This window comes from Candidatus Zixiibacteriota bacterium (assembly GCA_034439475.1).
In the GTDB taxonomy this organism is placed as follows: domain Bacteria; phylum Zixibacteria; class MSB-5A5; order GN15; family FEB-12; genus JAWXAN01.
In genome coordinates this window covers 1-23,613 of record JAWXAN010000048.1, presented here as the reverse complement: position 1 = coordinate 23,613, position 23,613 = coordinate 1, and the positions used below count along the sequence as shown (strand labels likewise).

The following is a 23,613-nucleotide window of genomic DNA, read 5'->3' as shown; positions in this document are numbered from 1 at the left end:
GGGAAGTCAATGAGTCGAATATATATCCTCGGAAGTTCAAGTTTATCCAGACAGCTGATTGCCGCTGTGTGCATTGCTCTGTGTGTTCATGCACCTGATGCCAAGGCGCGCGATCTGACTTTGGACGAAGCAATCGATATCGCACTTGGACGCACTGCCCGCGGAGAAATGATTAAAGGCAATCTCGAAGTCGCCGAACAGAATTATTCCGCCAAGCGTATCAATTTCTATCTTCCGGCGATTTCAATTAATGGATCAGTTCCGTCATACAGTTCAAACAAATCGTATGATGAATTTTTTGGCCAGAAGGGGCTGGTGCCAAGGCGGAATGTTGATTTCAATTCTTTCATCGAGTTAAAGCAGAGTCTATTAACTGGCGGCGATCTGACTGTCCGCGCGAATCTGCTTAATCAAGCGGAACGGTATCCGGATTTTCGCGCGCCCTTCTCTTTGGATTCGGTTGTGTTTGATGACACTCGCCGAGGTTTTTTTGACTTCTCATTTTCACAGCCATTGCTCAAACCATCGAGCGCAAAAAACGAACTGCACAATCGCCGTGACGATTTAGAAATAGCTAAAGTGAATCGCTACGAAGCCGAAGCTGCTCTCAAAAAAGAAGTGGTAGAGGCGTATATGGGAACACTCAAGACGACACTTCAATCAGAGCTCTATGGAAATAAACTGAACGCAGCGACTCTCAAAACGGCGATCGATTCGGCAAAACTGATTGACGGGGTCGTTTCAGAAGAGACATACTTAACATCGACCTCAACACGTCTCGATGCCGAGCTTCAGCAGTTCGAGATTCAGACCACAGCGGAACAGACAAAGCGCGATCTTGCTATACTTCTTGACATCGATGTCGCCGAAGCGATAAATGCGACCGAGCCAGTTATCACAAATCACTTTGACCCAGCGACCAAAGAGAGACTGATAAACGGATGGGAAAGCTCGGTTTCAATCCACAAAGCGGAACATGAATTTTTTAAAGCCAAAAGGGCTGCGGACTTTTCGGCGGCTGGACATGGGTTGACCGGCGACCTCGGGCTTAATTATTCCTTTGGACGAGGAAAAGTAGAAACACGACGGGTCGACGGCGTATTCAACAATGACATTAAAACTTCTTCGTATGGTATTTCCCTTAACTTCAAACTGCCTGTTTTTGATGGCGGCTCAGGAAGCGCCGCGGTCAAAGCCTCGCGCTTTCAGGCCGATCAGGCTCGATTAGAATATCAACGCGCCCAGAAGACAGCCCGCGCAGCGATTATTAATCTTGTCAATCAAATCGATGTCAGCTATCGCCGGCTTGAGATATTTCGGAAACAAATCGACCTCGCACAAAACCGTCTTTCGATCGCAAAAGGGAGATATGAAGATGGACAGATATCTGAGATAACCTACCTTGGAAGTAAGATTTTTCATCTTGAAGCCCGCGACAAATATCTCGACGAACTGAAAACCTATCTGATCAACCGAATTGACCTCGAGAGCAAGTTTTCGTCGTAGCACGATGGCCACAAAAATTATAATCCGAGTTCCGAATCATCTCGGGGACTGCCTGATGGCGTTGCCGATGATTAACGACACCCGCGAGGCATACCCGAACTCAAAAGTCACAGTACTCGCTCCGGAAAATCTTGCTGATCTCTTCATCTCAAATCCGGCTGTCGATAGAATCATGACCATTCCCAAAGAACAGGCTCATGGTCTGGTGGGAGTAATGCGGATACGCGACCTGCTCACACCTGAGCGGTTTGATGTCGGCTATATCCTGCCGCCATCGTTTGGCTCCGCGGCGGGATTTAGTCTCGGTCAAGTGAAAGAGCGCATTGGCTATATTTCCGATGGGCGCCGACTTCTGCTTACCCGACCTCTGGCGGCCCCGTCGCCGCTCAACTCTGAACATCGTTCGAAAGTCTATTTCGATCTATTGCGCAGAGGAGCTGGGATGGACATTGAATACATATCCCCTAAGTTTCTTCTCAACGAGAAGGACACTGACGCCGCCAATACACTTCTGTCACGATTCTCAATCGCTGACGCCGATGAATTTGCGGTGATAGCGTTTAGGTCTGTAGCTGAATCACGGCGATGGGGGAGTGAAAATTATGCAAGGTTGGCGCGGGAAATTATTGAGCGAATCGATCTAAAAGTTCTGCTTATCGGCTCCGGCGATGATCAATCAACGGGTGACCAGATAGCCTCCGACTCCCAGGGCCGGATAGTAAACTTGTCTGGGAAAACCTCATTACGAGAACTGGCCGGTATTCTCTCGCGAGGCAAAGTGTTTATCGGCAACGACTCCGGCCCGGCTCATTTGGCCGCCGCTGTCGGGACTCCACTGGTGGTGCTTTCAGGCGCTGATGATCCGATGGAAACAACCCCGCTCTCTGACCACAAACGAATGATCCGTCTGAGTGAACTGCCCTGCATAAGCTGTGTGAAAAATGTCTGTCCGCTAAAAGGGGAAGACTTTATGAGATGTATGCGGGGGATTTCGGTGTCGGCTGTGATGGATGAGGTCACGCATTTACTGACAGCGGTTGTGCGATAAATCGCGGATTGCCCGTTGGCATCATACTTAATTTTAGACAAGCGTCTTGATTTGTAAATCTGATTCCAGCTTGCTCTGTTTTTCAGCGAGGGCGATATGCTGAGAGCGCTTTAATTCAGTGATATTTTGCTGAGTGCCCCATGCCCGGACCAAAAGCCCATTTTCAACGACCCCAATCAAATTGTTGAGAATATAGATGTCATCGCCGTTCTTGTTCTGTTCATGCGTTTCGACATCGGTCAGGCGGTATCCGGATTGAATGAAGGCAAAGAGGAACTCGATATTTTTAGGATCCGTCCGAATCAGCAGTTTATCCAGCGGAATACCAATTATTTCTGAAGCGCTTGCAAACTCGTACATTTGTGCAAAGGCATCATTGCATTCGGCGAGGCGTGCCAGCTTATAAAACTGCTCGATTTGGTTTTCGAGACTGTCAGAGATATTAATTGGGGAATCGAGCTCAATCCTCCAAATACCTTCGCTGCTTTGCTGGATGAACAGGCGGTAGCGCTCCTCGCTTCTTGTAAGCGCCAGTTGCGCGTTCTGCTGATCAGTCACATCAACAGCGACCCCGATACATCCCACAATCTCATTATCACTTCCAAAAAGCGGTTCAAGATAGCATTGGTAACTGCTGCCCCCCCATTCGTGCGGATAACTCACAGGTGTCCCATCGAGAGCCTGACGGTGCATGTGTATTGCGATATTATCAGTTTCAGAGGGCCCGAAGAATTTATGCAAAGTAACGCCGATTATTTCGTTCGGTTTGAGGCCCAACCTCTTAAGTCCGCTGCCGACGCTCGATGTGAATCTGAGATTGTTATCGATACTCCACAGGATGGCTGGGATTTGATTTGTGAGCATGCGGAGCCGCGTTTCATTTTCGCGAAGAGCCTCCTCGACCCGTTTTCGTTCGGTAATTTCGATTCCTATCGCCTGGTACTCTCTCAATTCTCCGCTATCAGAGAATATGGCACGGTCGGTCCAGCGGTTCCAACCGATTGCTCCGTTTTTAAGAAAGACCTTGTGCTCTATCATTACAACGGGATTAATAGGATTAAGGCTACGCAGTCGGGCAAAGGTTGACTCACGATCTTCGGATGGAATCACTTCCTTTACATTGCTGCCCATCAATAGATGCCGGTCAATTCCGAAGTAGCGGCAGTAGGAATCATTGGCGAAAGTGATCGTTCCATCAGGTTGAAAGCGGCAGATCATTTCTGTTTGGTCCTCAACTATCGCCCGGTATCGGGTTTCGCTTTTCTGCAACGCGGCGAGGGCCTTTGAGGACTCGGTGATATCCCGAGCCAAAATTAAAACTTCGTTGGCCCCGCATGATGCTATTCTCGCCTCAAAGGAATGATCCTCTTCATTGACATGCAAGTCATATTCAAATATCTGCACCATTCCTGTGCTGAGGGCTTTGGAAATAAACTGCATAATAGATTCTGCAATATGGGGGGGCATTATATCTCCTACCCGGCGGCCTAAAAAATAGCCCGGAGGCACCATCAGCAGATTGCTGTTGGACGCTTTGTAATCGAGAAAAGTACCATCAGTTCGAACCCGGAATATTATATCGGGGATGGCATCAAGAAGAGCGCGATTGGTCGCGAGGGATTTCAGCAGTTTTTCTTCTGCGAGTTTGCGAGCGCTGATGTCTCTCAGTGAGACCGAACGAACATTTCGTCCCAGATATAAAATTTGCTTTGCATTAGTCTCGACCGGAAAAACCGAACCATCTTTTTTTTGTGCCTTCGTTTCGAGTCCGGCCGTGCTGCCGGAACTGATATGGTGTTTGACGGCATGTTGGCAATCGGGCGGCACAAAGTCATAAATAGACCTGCCGATTATCTCTTGGCGGCCCGCTCCAAAAAGAGTGCAGAGGTTTTGATTTGCGTCGACAATAACGCCTTTTTCATGGACTAAAATGCCTTCGATTCCGCTCATATCGAGCAGTTCCATTCTTTCTTCGTTCACCACATCTGCCGCATTCCGATATACCGCGGTTTTCAGCAATGAAAACACAAAAGTGGTGCCGCTGACAAAAAGAAGCGAAACGATCAAGACAGTTATTTCGCTTTGGAATTCGGTCTTAGAAGTCTGAGGGCTTAGAAAGGACTGAATGATTGTTACAGCCTGAAGAATCGATATTGACCCAATTCCCATTCCCCAGATTAACCAGCCGAGTTGTCCTCGCCCCAGTTTGTAAAGCCGGATGATTTGGGCTAAAGCCATCAAGAGAAAAATAAGAGAGAAGATTGAAATCAACAGCACAACCACGAACAGAAGGCCTTTTTGGTCTACATATTATTTTTGCGCTTGAATCAGGCCAAGTTGTCTGTCTGGTCCGATTTCGGACGTAGTTGATTGCTGCGCTTGAATATATAGTCGGCAAAGGCGGGCCAACCATTTAGCCGGACAATGATTATTTCTGTCGGGCGAATGTCGGAATTTGCGTAATTAAGCGATGAAAAAATAATTGGTCAGTTGAACTGGAAGTAAGCAAGCACCGCAAGGATAATTGAAAAGCAGAGTCCGATCAGAAATCCTACGCGAAAGTTATTGAATTGCTTTAAGATAGACGTCTTTTTCTCGGGCCGAACAACAATCTCTGTCCGGCAGTGTTTGCACTTTATGGCCTCGGAATGAATCATCTCGCGGCAGTACGGACAAGCGGTTGGAGGTTTGGCTATCGACACAGCCTTATTGTATTTGATGCATGGTGGCAGTCAACAAAAACTGCTCTGAAAGGGGATAATGGGGATACAGTATTTCTTTGTTAATAGTCATCGAAACCTAAGAAGACATCTACCTACGAATATCTGTGAATATGAGATTGCCACGTCGTCCTGCTAAGAAGCAGGGCTCCACGCAACGACATATTAGTGGTACTCGGTTTCCCCCTCTTCCTATGGGAGAGGGCGGGGGTGAGGGCATATTTATAAGTCCTGATGAATCGCTGAACCGTTTGCCTGTGGCGAACCGGCGGCGGAATCGCTACGAGATTAAGAAAAGAAGAACTGAGATTACCAAGTCGTCCTGCGGTAAGATGGTGTCGGATGTTATGAAGAGCCGAATCGCTCAGACCGGATATTCAACCTTGGCAAACCACTCAATCTCAAGTTCCTGAAAGAGGATGTCCCGTTTGGAGCAGTCCTCCAAAAATTGCCGGTCGCCCTTAGATATCTGCTCATGATTAAGTTTTTTCTCAGCTATAGCTGCAAGGCGGACGAAGTCCTCGTAATGTTCTGTCAGGCGGAGTTCGGCGTAATCGCGTGCGGACAGAGTTGAAATCAAGAACTGCCAATCGGAGGCCGACATCAGGAGAAGCTCACGAGCCAATTGCTTAATGACCTGCTCGGTTTCAAAATCAAATCCGCTTTTACTCCCGTGTTTGGCATCTGTCCATCGCTTTGCCAATTCGCACATTTTTGCTTCGCAGGCATATATATGCTTCCAGGTCCATTCATTGCTTTCATTGAGCCAGATGTAATGGTGATTTCCTTGTCCCCAGCTTCCTTCGGGAATTGACACTATCTGATTGGGACGCCGGCGGTCCAAGTCTTCGCTGAGGAAAGTGACATCGACATTTTTATTTTTATCAATTCTTTTGAGTACTTCTTTGAGGAACATCGGGCCCTCAAACCACCAATGGCCAAACAACTCAGCATCATACGGAGCGACCAGAATCCCTTCTCTTTTGGATTCGGCGTTGTAGTCGGTCAATATCTGCTCGATTTTGGCGACATAGTGATCGGCATTCTCGTTGATGCGACTAATCGGAGTTGTGTGGACGTATTCCACTTTATCCGCCAGATCGGATTTTGGGGATGTGACCGCCCAGTAGCGAAGTCCGCCGGGGAACCGCTTTTTATGAAAGTCCAGATAGTTGCCATCGCCGGGATAGCCATGTTCTCCGGACCAGACCAACATCCCGGTTTCTGGATCGCGTGTGAAAATGGCGGTGGGTTTTTTCCCTTCCGATGACGAGGAGACAAGGTAGACCTCGCGGGGTGACTTATCATGCTCTTCGGCGCGCGGCTGGTAGTGGCTCTCAAACTGTGCCCATAGCTGTTTTAACGCTTCGAAGCGGTCGATATATACCCCGACAGCTTTGCCGCCTTTCAGAAGCGGTGTGTCGATGATAAAAAAGTCAATTCCGTTTTCAGAGAGGAATTCATCGGCCCCTTTGCGTGGATACGATTCCTGTTTTCCGTTTATTTCGACAGGCGGAGTCCATTCATAGCGGGGTCGATAGGCGCACTCAGGCAGCCAGATCCCGCGCGGCTTCTGTCCGAAATGTTTCTCATAGTTTTTCACCGCCGCCTTGGTTTGCGCCTGAAGCGATTCATCCCGCGACAGCAGAGGATAGTAGCCATGCGTCGCGCCGCAGGTGATAATTTCGACAATTCCGGCGTCCTGTAGTTTTTTAAATTCGAAGAGAATATCCTGACCAATATCTTCGAACTGTAGGAGGGTGTCACTGTACCATTTTTCCCACATGTGGGCATTAGCAAGCATATTTGTCTTGCCGTGGCGAAAAAATTCCTCGCTGTCAATTTTGGCGGCTTCAATCTTCTGATTCAGATACGAGACAAACTCATCTTTGAATGAACTGTCGGCCAATTGTTCGGATAAGACTGGGGAAAAATCGATAGTGAGTTTCGGGTGGTAGCCTTCGGCTACAAGTTCATTGAGGATGCGGAGAATCGGTAGATAAGTTTCACCTGCGGCTTCGCATATCCAATCGGTTCCATGCGGCCAGCGGCCATGGGAAAGGACATAGGGGAGGTGGCTGTGCAGGACGAAAGCAAAGTAGCCCTTAGGCATTCGTGTTCTCCGTGGAATCCCCTTCGCTCTCGCCCGATTGGAAACCGATTGTTTTTGCGCCGCCGCCGGGAGCGCCATGAATCTTTATCTCTCCAAACTGACCTTCGAATTTTTTCAGATTCTCGGCCAGCGCGTTATGGAGAAGTTTGGCATGCATAGGCGTCATGATAATCCGTGAGAGAACACGGGCTTTGGGAGATCGCGGCATGAGACGGGCGAAATCGATGACGATTTCAGTGGGTGAATGGGTAATCATTGCCATATTGGCGTAAATGCCTTCGGCTTCTTTTTCCCCGAGTTCGATATTTATTTGCTGTTGCGGCGTCTGCGCCATGCTTTACCCTCATTTCTAATGGCCGAATTTTTCTTGTCGATAGTCATGCATTGTAATATATTCACGCTTCATGTCAACTGATTTTAACAGACCAAAGCGTTATACCAACGCCGAGGAGACATATGCCGCTTAGCCGCGACCGCATGCATGAAATCACCGAGCAGATGGGACGTTCATCTGTTCTTATACTCGGTGATATTATGCTCGATGAGTATTATTTCGGCTCGGTCGAGCGCATCTCGCCCGAGGCGCCTGTGCCAGTTGTGGAAATATCTTCCACCAAAATATTGCTTGGCGGAGCGGCCAATGTCGCGGCCAATGTACGCGCGCTCGGAGACAGCCCGCTTCTGATTGGTACCGTCGGCGAAGATGATGCCGCGCTCAAATTTCAAAAACTCCTGAATGAGCGGGGAATCTCCCAAGACCATATTGTGGTCGACAAGACGCGCCAGACAACAATTAAGACCCGCATCATCGCGCATTCCCAGCAGGTTGTTCGCGCCGACCGCGAAGACCGTCATCCGCTTTCAGACGACATTGAAAATGAGATTATGTCCCATCTGGAAAAGCTTGCTCCGAAAATAGCGGCAGTTATTATTTCCGATTACGGCAAAGGTGTCATAACAAAATCTCTGCTGGCCAAAGTCATTCCATTCTGCAAAGAGAATAAAATATTCATTGCCGTCGATCCGAAAGACGCCAATTTCTTTTCATATCAACATGTCTCGCTCATAACGCCCAATCACCATGAGGCCGGGTTTGCCTTTGGCCGAAGGATTAGCAATGAGGAAGATTTACTGATAGTCGGCAATGGCCTGCTTGAAAAACTTCAAGCCAGATCGATTCTGATTACTCGAGGCGCCGAAGGGATGTCTCTCTTCCAGGTTGACCGCCCGGCAACCCATATCCCGACATTCGCCCGGAAAGTATTCGATGTCACAGGAGCAGGAGACACCGTCATTGCGGCCTTTGTTTCCGCAGTTTCTGCCGGAGCCGATCTCATTGAGGCCGCAATCATTGCCAACGCCGCCGCGGGATATACTGTCGGAGAAATCGGCACCGCGACAATAGGCATCGAGCAGTTGACTCTTGAACTTGAGCGGCATATTAAAGATGGAAATTTGAAGCGGGTTGCAGCCCATTGACGTATATGGATACGAAAGATTGTTCCTCGCGATGAAAAAACCCGCCTGTCTTCTGCTGATTCTTGCTCTTGTATTATCATTATCTGTTCTCGCTTCAAAAGCGCGGATTCTGAATTTTTCTCCGCCACCCAAAGTGAATTACACCATGATAACCACGACGGAGCGGTTACAGATAACACCCGGCGAACGGCAGGTAGACTCGACCATCATTGTTTCCAATCATACCCTTGAAAAATCAAATTCCGGTTATGTTCTCCACACGAAGTTTACCTCCCAGCGAAGCCTTCGCAACGGCAGGTCTTTGGACAATCCACTTGAACTGATATTTGCGAGTTTGGAAACCAGTATGGATATTACGGCTGAAGGGTTTGCATCCGGGATAAATGGATATGAGAAACTTCCCGCTGTTATTGATTCAATTTTTCCGCCAGATACTGCCGGGGCCCTTAAATCGGCATTGTCGGTCGAAGAAATGAGCGCTCGTGAGGTTGGCGAGTGGAACGGCCGAGCCGCCAATTTGGTGGATCGGGTTGTCTCGCTCGATTCTAAAATAACTGACACGGCATTTTATCTCATGCCCGAAGGCGCGAGCCAAAAGTATTACATTCTCAGCAGGCTCATGGATACGCTCCGTTTACAGGGAAAGTGGTGCGTTCAGACTAAGATTACGGCAGCAACCAGCCCGAAAGAACTTGCCTCAATTTCAGGCCTTTCACTAAAAGCGATAGTAGACCTTTTTCATATTCCTGATACGGTCTTGCAGCGTTATCCCGCCGGAAGGGGAGTCATGCGGCTGACAACCGAGATGCTGGTTGAGATGGAAACCCTGCTTATGCGTTCGGAAAAGACCGTCCGAGAAATTGAGTACGGCTTTGAAGTCGACTCCACCGGAAGCCGATACCTCGGCAAAAGTGTCGAGACCCGCGCCGTGCGTTATCAGTATTGACATATTTCGTATGTCCAAACCGACAACTCTTGCCAAATTGGCACTAATTCTGGCTCCTTTGAGAAAAAAAGGGAAGCGGATTGTTTTCACGAATGGCGTGTTTGATATTGTCCACCGCGGACATATCGAATATCTAAAGAAAGCCAAATCGTTCGGAGATATTCTTGTCGTCGGACTGAATAGCGATATTTCGGTGCGACGTCTCAAAGGACCATCACGGCCGATTCAAAAGCAGGCGGATAGGGCGGCGATTTTGCTTGAACTTCGATCAGTGGATTATGTCATATTTTTCAGCGACCCGACTCCTTTGAGTTTGATTGAGCGTATCCGGCCTGATCTGCTTGTGAAAGGGGCTGATTATAAATTAGATCAGATAGTCGGAGCCGATTTCCTTAAATCCTACAGCGGTCAGGTCAAACGAGTCCGCATTGTCAAAGGCCGATCTTCGAGTTCAATTATTAAGAAAATGTACACTTAGCGAATTATACTGCTTCTTCGAACCTTTTCGGGTCAGATTTCTTTCGAACCGTGCCGCCTATAACTATTGCCGCGCTGATTAAAATCAGATTCTTAATGATATATTGTCCCTCCAAAGTCAATCCAAAAGGGACACTGGTGAAACATTGTTCGGGAAGTAAAAACAGCGGCAACAGAGTGCCCGGCATTTGCAAGAAAAGCAGAAAGATAGCGGCGCGAAGCAAGGGCCTGAAAAACAACCCAAGCCCGATGGCCACTTCCCAGACCCCGAGCAGAGGAATAAAAATATCTGAGGGAATAGATGTAATAGTCTGAGCCGCTAAGTTAGCCGCTGGACTTATGCCGAATATTTTGAGGGCCCCAAACCAGACAAAAATAATGCCGAGCGAATAGCGCAGGAAGACCATGCCGTGGCGCTCCATCCAGCTTGAAATGCGCTTGTCTACTCGCTGAAGCTGGGGGCTGCGAACGGGTAGTTCTGTTAAATCTTTATCATTTCGCATCAGTTTCAGCTTTATCTCGCGTTATATAAAAATATGCACTGCCTATAACCACACTTGCTTTTTGAGCAGAAGAACTGCTTATTTCTTATTCTATGACAGAACATGCAATTACGCCAGTGGATTCAGCTCAGGCCACACTCGTTCATTCCGACTATTGGCCTATCCATGCGGCAAAACTACTTGAGGAAAAGAAATACTCGGGAGTTGTCCAGTTGTGTAAAGAGCAATTGGTGAACGAACCGACACTTTTGTCCGGACGGCTCATCTATGCCAAAGCGCTGTTTTATGCCGGACAGAAGGAGCTTGCTTCACAGCAATTCTATGAGGTTATCTCGCATGACCCTGACAATCTTGTCGCGTTGAAATATCTGGCGGATATAAGCTTTGAAAACGGGGATGAGTGGACGGCATTTGCGAATTATCAGCGGATTCTTGAAATTGATCCAGATACCGAAGGTCTTCGGTCCGATATTCGTCCCCATAAGATCGGGACAACCCGTACAATCATACTGAATAGAACCTCCGAGCCAGTCGTCAATAAACCGGTATCCTTGCGGCCGGTTATATTTTTTACGGAAACAATTGGTGACCTTTATATGTCGCAGGGCTATCCTCGCCTTGCCGCCGAAGTCTACAAGCACCTTCAAGGGACAAGCGACAATCCACGTCTGGCGGTCAAACTGGCTACGGCTGAGGAAACAATAAGAGAAAGGGAAAGCTGATAGATGCACGCCAAACGCCTCGCAGAACTTCGAAAAAAACTCCGAGCTGAAAACCTGGATGGGATAATTGTGACGCATTTGGATTATGTCCGGTATCTGCTCGGATTTACCGGCACGGCCGGAGTGTTTGCTCTGACAGACAGAACGGCTGACTTTCTTACCGATTCACGCTATGCCATACAGGCGGCAGCCGAAGTCAAAAACGCCCGTATTACAATTGTGCCTTCGGAAGTGATTTCGGCCATCGGAGACCTCACTCAGCTTCACGGAAAAAACAAACGATACGGATACAGCGGGGATTATGTGACCATTTCCGTGCGTAACCGCCTGCAAAAAGCTCTGCCGGAGGCGATCTTTATCCCAGCCGATTCTATCTTATCCGAGCTTGGATGGGTCAAAGACAGCGTGGAAATTGCATCGATAAAAGCTGCCGTCAAAATATCAGATAGGGCTTTTGAGAGAATCCTGAGCATGATTTCGCCCGGTATACGTGAGAATGAACTCTCCGCGGAACTTGAATACCAGATGGCAGTGCTTGGCTCTGAGCGACCAGCCTTTGAATCGATAGTCGCGTCGGGGCATCGTTCTGCCCTCCCGCATGGGCGGGCATCGGCTAAGAAAATTGCTAAAGGGGATTTCATCACCTTTGATTTCGGGGCTACTGTAAATGGCTATGTCTCGGACATCACCCGCACAGTCGTTCTGGGCAAGGCAACTTCCCGCCAGAAGAAGATTTATGACACTGTCCTCAGAGCCCACTTGGCAGGCATTAAGAAGGTAAAGGCCGGAACCCCGGCCAAAGATGTCGATGCCGCCTGTCGGGATATCATCACAAAAGCGGGGTATGGGAAGATGTTTGGTCATGGAACAGGCCACGGGATAGGTTTCTATATCCATACCGGACCGAGGGTTTCCTCACTTTCCAAAGACACCCTGAAGGCTAACAATGTGGTAACCATTGAGCCGGGTATTTATATTGAAGGATGGGGTGGTGTGAGGATAGAAGACGATGTTTTGGTGACCAAATCCGGTGGTCAACCGCTCAATAGGGCCGAAAAAAAATTGTTGGAGCTCTAAGTTGAATTCACTATCATTTTTTACAGGAGTTGGCTGGCCCATGTACTTTAGTTTGAAAGCGCATTTTTCGCCAGCCTTGCTTTGTAATTGCCTATGAATGAAAAATATATTCGAAAACTGATACGTCTGGTCGAAGAATCTGAAATTGAGTCCCTTGAAGTTTCAAGCTGGGGACGAAAGATTCGGATTACCCAGAAGCATGCGCCGTATACAAACGGCCATAGCAATACTGGCGCGATTGTCCAACCCTCATACAATCCCCAACCCTCTGCCCCTCAAGCATCTGCTCCCACTCCAGCCCCGGCGGCGCAACCTCAAGTTGTTCTCGCGCCTGCCGAAGATATAAGTAAGCTGGTGGAAATCAAATCCCCAATGGTCGGCACTTTCTATTCGGCGGCTTCGCCGGATGTCGATCCCTACGTGTCACTGAATGAAAAAGTGAACGCCGGACAGGTGATTTGCGTTGTCGAAGCGATGAAGTTGATGAATGAGATCGAGGCTGAAGTGAGCGGCCGGGTTGTCAAGATATTTGCTCAAAACGGCAAACCTGTTGAATTCGGTCAGGCTCTCTTCTTAATCGATCCGAACGGATAAGAGACTTTAGCTTACTTAGTCTCAAGAAGGGACGTCCATGACGCTCAAACAGATGCTCGTGGAGATGCTCAACCGACGGGCGTCGGATCTCCACATTCGCGTCGGTATTCGCCCATATTTGCGAGTGAACGGCAATCTCGAACAGATTTCCACTGATCCAATCACGATAGACAATATGGATCAGATTGCCTCGCAGATCCTCAATGAAAAGCAACTCGAACGGTTCAATCGAAAAAATGAAATGGATTTGGCCCTCAGCGTTGCCAAGCTGGGACGATTCCGTATAAATCTTTTCCGCCAGCGCGGGACCACTGGTATAGCCATCCGCTCGGTCAATACTTCAGTGCCGACATTTGAAGATCTTAATCTTCCGCCCATACTCAGAAAGCTGGCCCGCGAACGGCATGGCCTTATTATTATTACCGGCACAACGGGCTCGGGTAAATCGACCACAATGGCTTCGATTATAGAAGAAATGAATGTGACTGAACCGCTCAACATTTTGACGATCGAAGATCCAATCGAATATATTTATCGCGACAAGAAGGCAATAATCTCCCAGCGCGAAGTCGGCGGAGATACCGAGAATTTTGCCTCGGCCCTCAGGCATGCCTTCCGACAGGACCCGGATGTCATCATGATTGGTGAAATTCGAGACCTGGAAACAATGTCTATTGCGCTGACCGCCGCCGACACCGGGCATCTGGTCATCACCACTTTGCACACATTGAATGTGATGGAAACGATTACTCGTATTATTTCATTTTTCCCGCCGCATCAGCACCAGCAGATTCGCCTGCTTCTGGCAGGAACACTCAAAGCGATTGTCTGCCAGCGTCTGTTGACTCGAGCCGATATGCCCGGGCTTGTGCCTGCGCTCGAGATAATGGTCAACACCGGCGCCATTCGCGAGTGCATAATGAACCAGGACAAAACTGTTGATATACCTGAACTGCTTGAGCAAGGACGGGTACAGTACGGTATGCAGAGTTTCGACCAGTCTATTATGCGTCTGTACAAACAGGGGATGCTTACTTTTGAAGAAGCAATGAGCGCGACTACCAATCCTGACGATTTTGATCTCAGATTAAAGGGGATTACCGGCGCGGCCGACCGATGGGACGAAGAGCCATCGGGAAATACGCCCAATGTGCAGGCTCCGGTTCCGCCAAAACAGAATATTGGCGGAAGCACTCGGGATATGCCCGGCGGTTATAGTAAGTACTAATCCGGTTCTCCGGAATTGCCGAAATGACTTTTAATTGGGTACCCCACTGCTTGCGGTGGGGTTTTTTTGTGGTGTCGGGCGGCGGATGCGCCACAAAACTCGGTTGATGTTCCGTTAGGTCTTGCACACATCGAAGATGTGGGTGTGACCTGACGGTTATATGATGCGGGGCAGAAACACCCCGCATGAAGAATAGGGGTATGCTGTGGTGTCTGTCCGCGGCGGCGGACGCGCTACAAGACTTTGATATTTCTCTTCGTGCGGGATGTCTCAGTCGCGTACCAAGTGATCGTCAGGTCACATCTTTGTCTTCGTTACACTCAGCCAAAGCCAAGACCCGACGGAATTGAGAACACCAATAAAAAACCCCCAAGCTAGCGGGTTTTCCAATTTGAACAGTATTGTGCTATAATTTCGAGTGCCGCGTAGATAGTAGAATCCTATTCTTCGTTCTCGTTGCTCTCGGGCGAGGCTTCTCCGCCTTTGTGTCCGGCTTCGCTCGCCTTGTCACGATCATGGGCGAAATTACCGCCGGATTGTTGACCGCCTTTACGTCCTATTTCAGCCATATGCTGGCGGTCCTTACTGACTTCCTCGCCACCTTTGCGGCCTGCTGCCGCGTGTCCTGCTGGGTCCCCATGCCATCCTCGCCCTTGGCCTTTGTTTTTTTCATCCATAAAATTGATTCCTTTCAATATATATGCTCTATTTCCGACCGAAGAAAAACGTCTCTCGGGAGTATGGCCTGTAAACTCAAGAGATATTCATCTGCGGCCCTACACCTTTTGCACAATAATGTACGATTCTTCGTTCCAAAGAACGGCCAGAGTATCAGGAATCTATTGGATTAAGCCGTTTGACGACATGCGAGCATTATTTAATCCTCGCCTTCTCGTTCGCGACGTGTTGGTACGGAATGAATCAATGAACTCTGCTTTTTAAAACGGATTGTCATAGATGGTAACATGTTAACCAGTCAATTTATGTTTTATATTCGGACTTGTTATTTCTTGTAAATCCCAGTATCTTTTTAACTTATTACGCTAATGGATGAAGCCAAGCAAGGGACGAATATTCGCGTATGACAACTATTGAAAATAGACCTTTCACCAAAGTCCTGATTGCAAATCGGGGCGAAATAGCTCTTCGCATTATCCGCGCCTGTCGCGAACTTGGACTTCAGACAGTCGCCGTGTATTCAGAGGCTGACCGTGATGCCCTACATGTCCGATTCGCCGACGAGGATGTTTGTATTGGTCCGGGTCCGGCTAAAGAATCATATTTAGATTTCAAACGAATTATTGCCGCAGCTGAGGTCTGCAACGCCCAGGCGATTCATCCCGGCTATGGCTTTTTGGCCGAGAACGCTGATTTTGCTGAAGTGTGCGAGTCCTGCGGGATCACATTTATCGGCCCGAAATCGCATGCTATCCGCCAGATGGGGGATAAGGCCAAAGCAAAGGAAGTAATGAAACGCGCGGGAGTTCCGATTATCCCCGGCTCCGAAGGCATCGTTCCGACGTATGACGAAGCGGTCACTATTGCAGAAGTAGTTGGATATCCGGTAATTCTTAAAGCCGTGGCGGGCGGAGGCGGCAAAGGAATGCGCATCTGCCGAGATGCCGCAGAGCTCGAACGGGGTTTTCATATAGCCTCCACTGAAGCCGGCAATGCTTTTGGTAACCCCAATTTGTACCTTGAAAAAGTAATCGTCAATCCGCATCACATAGAGATCCAGCTTCTGGCTGACAGTCACGGCAATATCTACCATTTTGGTGAGCGCGACTGCTCGATTCAGCGCAGGCACCAGAAATTGATAGAGGAAACGCCGTCGCCAATTATGACCGAAGACCTTCGTAAACGAATGGGCGATGCCGCAATTAAGGGCGCAAAGATGGTAGATTACCTTGGGGTGGGTACAATCGAATTTCTCTGCGACGATGATTTGAATTTCTATTTTATGGAAATGAATACCCGTATCCAGGTGGAGCATCCGATCACCGAAGAGGCCTACGAAGTCGATCTGGTCAAAGACCAAATCCGAGTCGCTCTGGGCGAAAAACTTATTTATAACCAAGATGAAATCAAGCCGAAATGGGCATCGATTGAAGCGCGTATCAACGCCGAAGATGTTGAAAAGGATTTTCGCCCGACACCGGGCAAGATCGAAGCGATGCACATACCCGGCGGGCCAGGTGTACGGGTGGATAAGGCTGTCTATGCTGGCTATGTCATTCCACCCTATTATGATTCAATGATTGCCAAATTGATTGTCAAAGCGCGAACTCGTGAAGAGGCAATAATTCGACTTTCCGGCGCCTTGAGCGAGTTTATCATACAGGGTGTGCCGACAACAATCGGATTTCATCAGGAAATTTGCCAGCATCCTGATTTCATTGCCGGAAAGTACAACACCGGATTTATCGAGGCGAACTTCAAAAAAGACGGTTCAAAAAAAAAGTCCGTCACGCTCCGACGAGGGGAAGAAAACCCTGAGAGCGACGGTCTTGAGGCCAATGAGACCGAAAACTTGAACACCGAACAGCAGGAACCGGCCACTGTTACAACTTTAACGGATCGAGAATAACTCGGGAGGAGATTGGTGAATATTCCAGCCGATCTGAAATACACAAAAGAACATGAATGGGTTAAAATTAATGGCTCGACTGCGACCATTGGCATTACCGACTATGCCCAGGGAGAACTGGGCGACATAGTTTTTGTTGAATTGCCGGATGTCGGGAAGAAAATCGAGCAGATGAGCAATTTCGGGACGATCGAAGCCGTCAAAGCGGTCTCGGAGCTTTTTTCGCCGGTCAGCGGCAAAGTTCTCGAAATCAATAAGTCTCTCGACGCTGATCCGATGGTTATCAATAGAGACCCATACGGGGGGGGCTGGATGATTAAAGTTGAAGTGAGCAACCTTGCGCAGGTAGAACAATTGCTCAATGCCGACGGTTATAAAAAGATAGTATCGTAAGCGACAAAAAGCGCACAATATAGCAAGTCAGTTGAAATAGGAATAAGGAAAGTCAACAGAAGCTATGTCATTCATTCCGAATACCGATGACGATCGCCGAGCAATGCTCGACAAAATCGGTGTCAAAAATTTCAATGAACTCATCGGGGCCATTCCCGACAGCCTCCGCTTGAATCGACCGCTCGATATTCCTATGCTCTCCGAGATGGAATTGCTGGCCGAGATTGATCAAATTAGTAAGAAAAATTCATCCGAGATCGCCTGCTTCGCTGGTGCAGGAATCTATGACCATTTTATTCCCGCGGCTGAATTTGCGGCCGTCATGCGTCCGGAGTTTATGACGGCGTACACGCCCTATCAGCCCGAGGTCGCGCAGGGGACACTACAGCTAATCTATGAGTTCCAAACCCATATCTGCCGTCTGACAGGGATGGATGTGTCAAACGCCTCACTCTACGATGGCGCCAGCGCTGCCGCCGAAGCCGTTATTTTGGCCTGCGCGGCAACCAAGCGGAAACATATTGTGCTTTCTGAGACAGTCAACCCGATGTACCGCCAAGTTATTGCCACCTATCTTGCGGCGCGCGAAGTCTCGATTGAAACCATCCCGATGAAAGAGGGCTTGACTGATTTCAATCGTTTGCAGGATGCTGTAAATGAAGAAACGGCGTGTGTCATGCTTGGCCAGCCAAACTTCTTTGGCTTGCTCGAAGATATCGAAACTGCAGAGCGCATAATCCATGGAGTTGGCGGCAAACTCATCATGACGGTCGACCCCATTGCTCAGGCATTGCTCAAAACACCCGGCGAATATGGCGCGGATATCGCAGTCGGCGAAGGTCAGCCATTGGGCATTCCAATTTCATTCGGGGGGCCACTGGTAGGGTTTTTTGCTGTAAAAAAAGAACTGATACGCAATCTTCCCGGCAGAATCGCGGCCCGCACAAAAGATGTCGATGGCCGTCCCGGTTTTGTCCTCACTCTCCAAACACGAGAACAGCATATCCGCCGCGATAAGGCGACCTCAAATATCTGCACCAATCAGGCCTTCTGCGCGACTATGGCTACAGCGTATATGAGTCTTTTAGGTAAAACAGGTCTCAAAAAAGTTGCGCTCCTTTCGGCAGAAAAAGCGCAGAGGTTGGCGCGTGGAATTTTTGCGCTGGGTGGATACCGTTCGTATTTTAAAGCCCCGTTTGTTCGTGAATTTGCAGTCGAGACGCCCCGTCCCGCCGCGGAAATTATCTCTGCTCTGGTGGAGCGCGGGGTGCTTCCCGGAGTCGATGCCGGCAGGTGGTTCGGCGGAATGGACAATTGTCTTATTGTCGCAACAACAGAAAAGCGAACTGATGCGGAAATTGACCGGATGGTCTCAGGATTAAAGGAATTGACCTCAAGTGGTGTTTTGTCCCGTATGTAATAATGAATGGGCCGATGAAGCGACAACCTGTCCAATCTGTAAGGAAGAACTTGACGTTGATTCGGAACACGAGAAAGATCAGGAATGGATGTTACTCGGCACAGTCGACGATAAACTTTCTGCGGATTTTGCCCGCGAAGCATTGATGTCGTACAATATACCCGCCGTGGTTATATCCAAGTCCGGCTATTTTGGAGAGATCGGCCTGACATTGAATAGTTTTTATGGCCAAGGTTCATCGCTCTTTGAAATATCAGTCCCCAGCTCCTTCGCCGAGGAAGCATCGGGCATTTTGGAAATGACTGTCGGCGAACGCTGGAAACGAAAGTCCGATAGAGGAGATAAACAATAATGCCCTTTTGTCCGTCATGTTCATACGAGTTTGAACCCACCGTCGGGGTCTGTCCTGATTGCGGCAAAACGCTTGTGGCCCAACCGCTCACACCGACTGTGGCGACATCGCCTGATGACAGCTGGGTCCCCGTTTGCGCCCTCAATGGAAAGCTTAATGCCGAACGGTCCCAGGCAGTTCTGCACTCGGTCAACATACCATCGATGGTTTCATCAATTCATTTGAGCGGTATTCAGGCGCAGGGTATCGACAGCAATGGCATCGACCAAAGCGAGGAGTCAATCGTCCTTATGGTTCCACGTGAGTTTAAGGAAGAAGCCCTCCTCGCGCTTGAGGGATTACTTGGTAAAAATTATCGACATGTACATATTAAAACGGTTTAACCTCTGTGGAAAAGGAGAGCGCGTATGAGCAAACTGACAATGGCAGTTGTTATCGCCGGACTTGTTGTTTTAGCGAGTTCTGCGAGCGCCACGCTTGTATCGGAACCAGGACATGCTTCGTTTTACACGACCATGCCGGAAGCGATAGAGCAGGCGGCGGCAAAGAATCAACCGATTGTACTAAAATTTTTCACCGATTGGTGAGGCTGGTGCAAGGTTATGGACACGGTCGTGTTCGTTGATTCAAATGCAATTGATTTCTTTAACACCCAGATGGTGCTGACCAAAGTAAACGCTGAAGTTGATTCGGCCTTGGCAAAGCATTATCATGTATCTGGGTATCCTACAATTGTGCTGACAGATCAGACAGGCAAGGAAATTGACCGAATTGTCGGGTATTTGGCGACAGAACCTTTCTTGAAAACCCTGACTGATTACAAAAACGGTATCGGGACGCTTGATGACTTGCTCAATCAAGCCAAAACCAAAGAAGATCGCGCCCTCTATTTTGAGATAGCTGACAAATACAAATACCGCGGCGGATCGGTCGAAGCCGAAAGCTGGTACACCAAAGTAATATCTGCAGGAGAGCCGAAAGATACATTGACGGCCAAGTCGCGGCTTGCTATTGCCGATATGTATCGGCGCAGTAAAGATTATGATAAATCGATATCCCTCTTTTCTGCTATTGCCGCCGACTTCAAACAAGGCCCAGCCGCTGAAGAGGCCGACATCATGACAGCTGTTGCATATAGGCAAAAAGGGGATACTACCATGGCGATATCCTCGTTCGAAAAGTTCATGAAAAACCATCCGAATTCCGAAGACACGGCCTATGCCCAGAAACAGATTGCCAAATTGAAAGCGAAACCGACCGAAGAGAAAAAGTAGAGCGAACCTATTTCTTCCACGGCTTAATTGATGAAAGAAGACGAGTGACCGACAAGCAACTGATTTATGATCATTCAATGCCCGGCCGGCAGGGGTATACCCTGCCTGCCGGTGAGCGAACCGAACGCGAGATTCTTGACTCTATTCCTGAAAAGTATCTCCGCGCCGAGGATGCCAATCTGCCCGAGGTCTCAGAACCGCAGGTAATGCGGCATTTTGTGAATCTGTCGGTCAAGAACCATCATATCGACAAAGGCTTCTATCCGCTTGGATCATGCACAATGAAATACAATCCCAAGCTTAACGAAGTCGCGGCAGCGATGCCCGGATTCAGTGCGCTTCATCCCTTGACTCCGGATTTTGCCTCTCAGGGTTCTCTTGAAATCATGTATGAATTGGCTGAAATGCTTGGGGAAATATCGGGCTTTGCAGGAGTCTCGCTTCAGCCCGTTGCCGGAGCGCAGGGAGAGTTTGCGGGACTGCTGATAATGCGTGCCCACCAGCTTCAAAATGGAGGCGAACGGCGATACAAAGTCATCATTCCGGAATCAGCCCATGGCACAAATCCGGCAACAGTGACATCGGTAGGTTTCGAGGTCGTTCAAATTAAGTCAAATGAGCACGGAGTCATCTCTCCCGAGGCAGTGGCCGAAGTCATGGATGAGCATGTGGTGGGGATGATGACAACCAACCCGAATACGCTGGGACTGTTTGAAACTAATATCAAAGAGATCACCCGAATTGTCCATGGCAAGGGCGGTCTTATGTACATGGACGGGGCGAATTTGAATGCTCATATGGGAATCTTTCGTCCGGCTGATATTGGCTTTGATATGATGCATTTCAATCTGCACAAAACGTTTACCATCCCGCATGGCGGAGGCGGACCGGGCGCAGGCGCAATTGGTGTGACTGAGCGGTTGAAAAAATATCTACCGACTCCGGTTGTAGAAAAAGACAACAAAGGCCGCTCTTTCCTTAACTACGACTGCCCTCATTCGATTGGCCGACTCCATGCTTTTTATGGCAATTTTGCCCACATGGTCCGAGCTTACGCCTATATTAAAACTCTCGGCGGCAAAGGACTTCGCGAGGTATCCGAAAATGCGGTCATCAACGCCAATTATCTCAAAGAGCTTTTGCGCAAAGATTATGACCTGCCTTATGATAAACATTGCATGCATGAGTTTGTTATTTCCGGCAACCGCCAGAAAAAGCTTGGCGTGAAAACTTCAGATATCTCAAAGCGTCTGCTGGATTTCGGTGTCCATGCCCCGACTAACTATTTTCCGCTTATCGTTCCCGAAGCGATGATGATTGAGCCGACCGAAACCGAGAGCAAAGAGACGCTTGATGATTTCGCCGGGTTTATGGAACAGATTGCCCGTGAGGCGGAGACCGACCCCAAAAAAGTCACCTTGGCGCCCTTTACGACACCCGTGCGGCGTCTCGATGAATCGACTGCGGCGCGGATGCTCGATGTGAATTATCAGGGATAATTGCGGTTGAAACTGAATTGAACCGGCCTTCCTCGTGTGAAAGGCCGGTTTTTTTAAGTAAGATATTATGTGACAACAAACCATTCTATGCTTTTCCTCAACCATTTGACATTCCGCTATCCCAAATCTGACAAAGATTCTCTGTCAGATATTTCCCTGACCTTCCGGCCCGGCGAGTCGGTTTGTGTGATGGGCGCAAACGGCTCGGGTAAATCAACACTGATTAAAGCAATCGCTGGGCTGTTAAGTATAGATTCGGGCATGATTTTCATCACACATCAGCGGGCAGGGGGCGATAAGGATTCAACAGACAGGGGTCAAATTGCCGTACTTTTCCAGAATCCGGACAATCAGATGGTTGCTGTTACAGTCGAGAAAGAACTCGCCTTTGGACTTGAAAATCAAGCGATGACTTTTAGTGAAATGCATGAAAAAGTGTTGGATACCGCCCAACAATTTGGGATTTCTCATCTATTTAGTCGTCACACATCGCAGTTGTCAGGTGGTGAAAAACAGCGTGTGGCCTTGGCGTCGGTGATGATAACTGATCCGGCTATTTTGCTGTTGGATGAACCGGACTCGTTTCTTGACATCAAAGGGCGCGAGATTTTAGACGAGCAGTTGCGCAGTTTGCGTGCGCGGAATCCAAATCTTATTGAACTGCGGATTACGCAGTCGCTCGACACTGCTCGCGGATATTCGAGGCTTGAAATCCTGGATGCGGGGCGTGTGGCCGCAGATGGCAAACCTGAGGTGATATTGAATGACAGCGAAATGCTTAAAAGAATAGGGCTCCTCGCAGATGTCCCAAACCAAAATATTCCGGCCCCGACAATTTCGTTTCTGGTTAAGCGGCAAAACACAAAAATTACCGCCGCCAAACTTCACCATCTCTCTTTTGCGTTTCTTAACAGTCCGGAACTGTTTTCAGCTATTAATTTTTCATTTGAGACAGAAAACGTTACCGGCCTGCGAGGAAGTACCGGAAGCGGAAAGAGCACCTTGGCTCTGCTTCTGACAGGTCTTCTGAAACCGAATACAGGAAGCGTCCAAATTCATACGCTAACCGCAGAGAAAGAACAAACTATCGTTGATCCGCGAATTATTGGGATGGTTTTTCAACAGCCTGAAAAAATGTTCTGCATGTCGACCTGCCGCGACGAGGTTTCTTTCGGGCCTATAAATCTCGGCATGACACTTAGTTATGTTGAGTTGAGGCATCTTTTTGAATTGGTTGGTTTGGATTATGATACGCTAGCGGAGCGCGACCCGCATACGTTGTCAGCCGGAGAGAAGCGGCGGCTCGCCTTTATCAGCATTTTGTCCATGTCACCGCAGTTCATAATATTCGATGAACCGACATCTGGATTGGACGCGAATGCAATCCAGCTTTTTTGTGCCTTGTCCAACCATTTGAAGCGAATCGATATCGGTCAGCTGATTATCAGCCACGATGAAATGTTTCTGCAGAATATCGCGGATAAGATTGTGGATATAGAAGCGGTCAAGCGCGGAACCCAGTATTGAAATTCGTGCGATTCGCTGCGCCGGCCGTCTCGTACTGGTAGGGCGGGTGTGATCTTGCCCTGAAATAATGGAGAGTTTTCTAAGGTTATTTGTTTATGAGTTCAAAGTCAACCGGACTGATATACTTCAGGCTCGAATGACGTCTGAC

General features: G+C 48.6%; 22 protein-coding genes and 1 pseudogene. 18 read left to right on the top strand and 5 right to left on the bottom strand.

The window, feature by feature from the left end; translation table 11 throughout:
- The first annotated feature begins 9 nt into the window (after nt 1-9).
- The gene (locus SGI97_07010) at nt 10-1,506 is read left to right on the top strand and encodes a TolC family protein (GenBank protein ID MDZ4723636.1); all 1,497 of its coding nucleotides are present in this window, start codon (nt 10-12) and stop codon (nt 1,504-1,506) included.
- A 4-nt stretch (nt 1,507-1,510) separates the two neighbouring features.
- Entirely contained in the window at nt 1,511-2,554 is a 1,044-nt protein-coding gene (gene waaF / locus SGI97_07005) for a lipopolysaccharide heptosyltransferase II (GenBank protein MDZ4723635.1), read from the top strand.
- Between the two features lie 33 nt (nt 2,555-2,587).
- Here the strand turns inward: waaF and SGI97_07000 are convergent, their stop codons facing one another.
- From SGI97_07000 to SGI97_06990, 3 genes are all read right to left on the bottom strand, one after another.
- Complete coding sequence (locus tag SGI97_07000; GenBank protein MDZ4723634.1) at nt 2,588-4,792, bottom strand: PAS domain S-box protein; 2,205 nt, start codon at nt 4,790-4,792, stop codon at nt 2,588-2,590.
- Between the two features lie 846 nt (nt 4,793-5,638).
- Nucleotides 5,639-7,387 (bottom strand): 1,4-alpha-glucan branching protein domain-containing protein, encoded by a 1,749-nt coding sequence (locus SGI97_06995; GenBank protein MDZ4723633.1) that lies wholly within the window; start codon nt 7,385-7,387, stop codon nt 5,639-5,641.
- The gene (locus tag SGI97_06990; protein ID MDZ4723632.1) at nt 7,380-7,721 is read right to left on the bottom strand and encodes a DUF3467 domain-containing protein; all 342 of its coding nucleotides are present in this window, start codon (nt 7,719-7,721) and stop codon (nt 7,380-7,382) included. The genes SGI97_06995 and SGI97_06990 overlap by 8 nt, the downstream gene beginning before the upstream one ends.
- A 122-nt stretch (nt 7,722-7,843) precedes the next feature.
- Between SGI97_06990 and rfaE1 the strand changes: the two genes are divergently transcribed.
- The 3 genes from rfaE1 to rfaE2 are packed head-to-tail and all read left to right on the top strand — an operon-like array spanning nt 7,844 to nt 10,290.
- Nucleotides 7,844-8,866, top strand: a complete 1,023-nt coding sequence (gene rfaE1, locus SGI97_06985) for a D-glycero-beta-D-manno-heptose-7-phosphate kinase (protein ID MDZ4723631.1) — start codon at nt 7,844-7,846, stop codon at nt 8,864-8,866.
- 31 nt (nt 8,867-8,897) lie between these two features.
- The gene (locus SGI97_06980) at nt 8,898-9,812 is read left to right on the top strand and encodes a hypothetical protein (GenBank protein ID MDZ4723630.1); all 915 of its coding nucleotides are present in this window, start codon (nt 8,898-8,900) and stop codon (nt 9,810-9,812) included.
- A 10-nt stretch (nt 9,813-9,822) separates the two neighbouring features.
- Entirely contained in the window at nt 9,823-10,290 is a 468-nt protein-coding gene (gene rfaE2, locus SGI97_06975; GenBank protein ID MDZ4723629.1) for a D-glycero-beta-D-manno-heptose 1-phosphate adenylyltransferase, read from the top strand.
- 4 nt (nt 10,291-10,294) lie between these two features.
- On the opposite strand, the gene SGI97_06970 is transcribed toward rfaE2, so the two are convergent.
- The gene (locus SGI97_06970; protein ID MDZ4723628.1) at nt 10,295-10,792 is read right to left on the bottom strand and encodes a hypothetical protein; all 498 of its coding nucleotides are present in this window, start codon (nt 10,790-10,792) and stop codon (nt 10,295-10,297) included.
- 92 nt (nt 10,793-10,884) lie between these two features.
- Here SGI97_06970 and SGI97_06965 point away from each other — a divergent pair, with 92 nt between their 5' ends.
- The 4 genes from SGI97_06965 (at nt 10,885) to SGI97_06950 (ending at nt 14,413) form a co-directional block, all read left to right on the top strand.
- Complete coding sequence (locus tag SGI97_06965; protein ID MDZ4723627.1) at nt 10,885-11,514, top strand: hypothetical protein; 630 nt, start codon at nt 10,885-10,887, stop codon at nt 11,512-11,514.
- A gap of 3 nt (nt 11,515-11,517) precedes the next feature.
- On the top strand, nt 11,518-12,591 hold the full coding sequence (locus SGI97_06960; protein MDZ4723626.1) for a Xaa-Pro peptidase family protein: 1,074 nt from the start codon (nt 11,518-11,520) through the stop codon (nt 12,589-12,591).
- Nucleotides 12,592-12,684: 93 nt separating this feature from the next.
- On the top strand, nt 12,685-13,185 hold the full coding sequence (gene accB, locus SGI97_06955; GenBank protein ID MDZ4723625.1) for an acetyl-CoA carboxylase biotin carboxyl carrier protein: 501 nt from the start codon (nt 12,685-12,687) through the stop codon (nt 13,183-13,185).
- A 37-nt stretch (nt 13,186-13,222) separates the two neighbouring features.
- Nucleotides 13,223-14,413, top strand: a complete 1,191-nt coding sequence (locus tag SGI97_06950) for a PilT/PilU family type 4a pilus ATPase (GenBank protein MDZ4723624.1) — start codon at nt 13,223-13,225, stop codon at nt 14,411-14,413.
- 440 nt (nt 14,414-14,853) lie between these two features.
- Here the strand turns inward: SGI97_06950 and SGI97_06945 are convergent.
- Nucleotides 14,854-15,033 (bottom strand): annotated as a pseudogene (locus SGI97_06945) (general stress protein).
- A 461-nt stretch (nt 15,034-15,494) separates the two neighbouring features.
- Between SGI97_06945 and accC the strand changes: the two are divergent.
- The 9 genes from accC to SGI97_06900 all read left to right on the top strand — a co-directional run bounded on the left by accC (nt 15,495) and on the right by SGI97_06900 (nt 23,465).
- Nucleotides 15,495-17,000, top strand: a complete 1,506-nt coding sequence (gene accC, locus SGI97_06940; GenBank protein ID MDZ4723623.1) for an acetyl-CoA carboxylase biotin carboxylase subunit — start codon at nt 15,495-15,497, stop codon at nt 16,998-17,000.
- Between the two features lie 15 nt (nt 17,001-17,015).
- Nucleotides 17,016-17,393, top strand: a complete 378-nt coding sequence (gene gcvH / locus SGI97_06935) for a glycine cleavage system protein GcvH (GenBank protein MDZ4723622.1) — start codon at nt 17,016-17,018, stop codon at nt 17,391-17,393.
- Between the two features lie 64 nt (nt 17,394-17,457).
- The gene (gene gcvPA, locus SGI97_06930) at nt 17,458-18,813 is read left to right on the top strand and encodes an aminomethyl-transferring glycine dehydrogenase subunit GcvPA (protein MDZ4723621.1); all 1,356 of its coding nucleotides are present in this window, start codon (nt 17,458-17,460) and stop codon (nt 18,811-18,813) included.
- 88 nt (nt 18,814-18,901) lie between these two features.
- Entirely contained in the window at nt 18,902-19,165 is a 264-nt protein-coding gene (locus SGI97_06925; GenBank protein ID MDZ4723620.1) for a hypothetical protein, read from the top strand.
- Nucleotides 19,165-19,548 carry a hypothetical protein gene (locus tag SGI97_06920; protein ID MDZ4723619.1) on the top strand — a complete coding sequence of 128 codons (384 nt, stop codon included), beginning with the start codon at nt 19,165-19,167 and terminating at the stop codon, nt 19,546-19,548. The genes SGI97_06925 and SGI97_06920 overlap by 1 nt, the downstream gene beginning before the upstream one ends.
- A 24-nt stretch (nt 19,549-19,572) precedes the next feature.
- Nucleotides 19,573-19,752, top strand: a complete 180-nt coding sequence (locus tag SGI97_06915) for a hypothetical protein (protein ID MDZ4723618.1) — start codon at nt 19,573-19,575, stop codon at nt 19,750-19,752.
- Between the two features lie 15 nt (nt 19,753-19,767).
- On the top strand, nt 19,768-20,439 hold the full coding sequence (gene bamD / locus SGI97_06910) for an outer membrane protein assembly factor BamD (GenBank protein MDZ4723617.1): 672 nt from the start codon (nt 19,768-19,770) through the stop codon (nt 20,437-20,439).
- 44 nt (nt 20,440-20,483) lie between these two features.
- Complete coding sequence (gene gcvPB / locus SGI97_06905; protein MDZ4723616.1) at nt 20,484-21,938, top strand: aminomethyl-transferring glycine dehydrogenase subunit GcvPB; 1,455 nt, start codon at nt 20,484-20,486, stop codon at nt 21,936-21,938.
- Nucleotides 21,939-22,007: 69 nt separating this feature from the next.
- Complete coding sequence (locus tag SGI97_06900; GenBank protein ID MDZ4723615.1) at nt 22,008-23,465, top strand: energy-coupling factor transporter ATPase; 1,458 nt, start codon at nt 22,008-22,010, stop codon at nt 23,463-23,465.
- Nucleotides 23,466-23,613: the final 148 nt, after the last annotated feature.